3 protein-coding genes are annotated in these 2,017 nt (G+C 65.0%); all 3 read right to left on the bottom strand.

What is annotated here, in order from left to right:
• The coding region (locus tag WCB02_RS20285) for a chloride channel protein (RefSeq protein WP_423960810.1) at positions 1-575 on the bottom strand (575 nt) is incomplete at its 3' end.
• An 11-nt stretch (positions 576-586) separates the two neighbouring features.
• Positions 587-1,249 carry a class II aldolase/adducin family protein gene (locus WCB02_RS20280; RefSeq protein WP_423960809.1) on the bottom strand — a complete coding sequence of 221 codons (663 nt, stop codon included), beginning with the start codon at positions 1,247-1,249 and terminating at the stop codon, positions 587-589.
• A gap of 201 nt (positions 1,250-1,450) precedes the next feature.
• On the bottom strand, positions 1,451-2,017 hold a 567-nt coding region (locus tag WCB02_RS20275; RefSeq protein WP_423960807.1), incomplete at its 5' end, for a nicotinate-nucleotide--dimethylbenzimidazole phosphoribosyltransferase.

The following is a 2,017-nucleotide window of genomic DNA, read 5'->3' as shown; positions in this document are numbered from 1 at the left end:
GTAATCGGCGCGCCAAAAGCCGCGGCGATCGCGCCGGCTGCTCCGCAGCCGACGATCAGCCGCAGATCGTTGCGCCGCAAGTGCAGGATTTGCCCGACCAGCGACGCGGCGCCCGCCCCGATCTGGGTGTAGCCGGCTTCCAGTCCGACCGAGGCGCCGCAGCCGTTCGATACCAGCGTCTGCCCGCTCACCACCATGCTGTCGCGCAGCGACAGGCGGCCGCCGCGCAGCGCATTCGCCTCGATCGGGTCGACCGCGCTCGAGAGCTTCCAGCGCCGGCGCAACCATTCCATCAGGCCAAGCGCCAGGCCGCCGCACGCCGGCGCGATCAATGCGACGATGGGATTGACATAGGCGTTGGCGCTGAGCCGAACGTCGATCGGGATGCCGTAAATCATCACATGCATGATCTGCGCGACGTCGCTCATCAACGTCACGATGGCACCGGCGAGGACACCGACCACGAGCGCCAGCGGAATCAGATAAAATTCATTGCCGCGCAACAGCACCCGCAGCCGGGTCAAGACCCGGTTCGAACTGCGTTGATCGATGATGTGCGTGAGGCGCTTAAGCACTGCCGACCTGTCTATCCTGATCCCGTTGAAACGTTTGCATAGCCCTGCCCCGCCATCTTGCGGCGGACGCGTTCGATCTCCTCCGTCGGCAGCAGAGGCGGCTCGCCGATCTGCAGGCAGCCATGATATTGGCGCGCGAGCGCCTCGACCTCGACCGCGAGCCAGAGCGCACGTTCAAGCGACGCTCCGATTGCGATCATACCGTGGTGGCCGAGCAGGCAGGCCAGGCGGCCTTCGAGCGCGTTCACAGCGTGTTGCGACAGTTCCGGCGTGCCATAGGTTGCGTAGGGTGCGCAGCGGATGCTGTCGCCGCCCGCGGCCGCGATCATGTAGTGGATCGGCGGGATCTCGAGCCCCATGATGGCCAGGATCGTGGCATAGGTCGGATGAGCATGGACCACAGCCTCGACCTCTGGCCGCGCGCGCAGGATATCGAGATGGAAGCGCCATTCGCTCGAGGGCCGCTGGCCTTCGATGAACGCGCCGTTCATATCCATGAACACGATCTGCGCGGGGGTCATGGCGTCATAGGGCACGCTGGTCGGCGTAATCAGCATGCCTTCGCCGTGACGAACGCTGATATTGCCCGAGGTCCCCTGATTGATGCCGAGCGCGTTCATCCGGCGGCACGCGTCGACGATAGCCTGCCGTTTCTCGTTCTCGTGACTGGTCATCACGCCCCGGAACCATTGCGACTCGGGCCCGACGAATGCGCAAAGATCTCGGAGCCCTGCGGGCAGATAATGGCGTAACGGCCGGCGGGTCAAGTTGCGATGACGGTTATCCTTTCCTGGCGATGAAATGGTTGACGGTCCCACAGGGCCCGGTGCAATGGGCATTCGAAATTGACCGATTCAACACCCTTTGCACGTCGCTCAGCTGCGGTCCGGCACGGCGGCTTCCGCGAATGTCGCCATCCGGTTATGCAGTGCGCAGGCGAGCCGCAGCAGCGGCAGCGCGAGCGCCGCTCCCGATCCCTCACCGAGCCTCAAATCGAGATCGAGCAACGGGCGGGCGTCGAGCGCGTCGAGAACCAGACGATGCCCCTGCTCGGCGGAGCGATGCGAGAAGATCAGGAAGGGGCGACAGGAGGGATTGAGCCGCGCGGCCATCAAGGCCGCCACCGAGACGATGAAGCCGTCGATCAGGACCGGAAGCCGGCACTGCGCGGCGGCGATGATCGCGCCGCTGATCGCAGCGATTTCAAGCCCTCCGACCGCGCACAGGATCGTTTCGGGGGATGCCTCGGCAAGGCCATGATGGGCCAGCGCCGCGTCGATGATCGACGCTTTGCGCGCGCGGCCAGCCGAATCAAGTCCCGTTCCGTTGCCGGCGATGGTTTCTCCGCCGATCTTCAACAGCGCCGCCGCGATCGCCGCGGCCGATGTCGTGTTGCCAATCCCCATTTCGCCGAGAATGAGCAGGTCAGGCTCGTTCACCAT

It is taken from the genome of Bradyrhizobium sp. (genome assembly GCF_049581145.1).
In the GTDB taxonomy this organism is placed as follows: Bacteria; Pseudomonadota; Alphaproteobacteria; order Rhizobiales; family Xanthobacteraceae; genus Bradyrhizobium.
Note: the sequence above shows the minus strand (reverse complement) of the source record. Positions and strands in the feature narration are given on the sequence as shown.

Coding starts and splice junctions, on each gene's coding strand:
- WCB02_RS20280 (WP_423960809.1), bottom strand. CDS start 1,249: ATGACCAGTCACGAGAACGAGAAACGGCAGGCTATCGTCGACGCGTGC.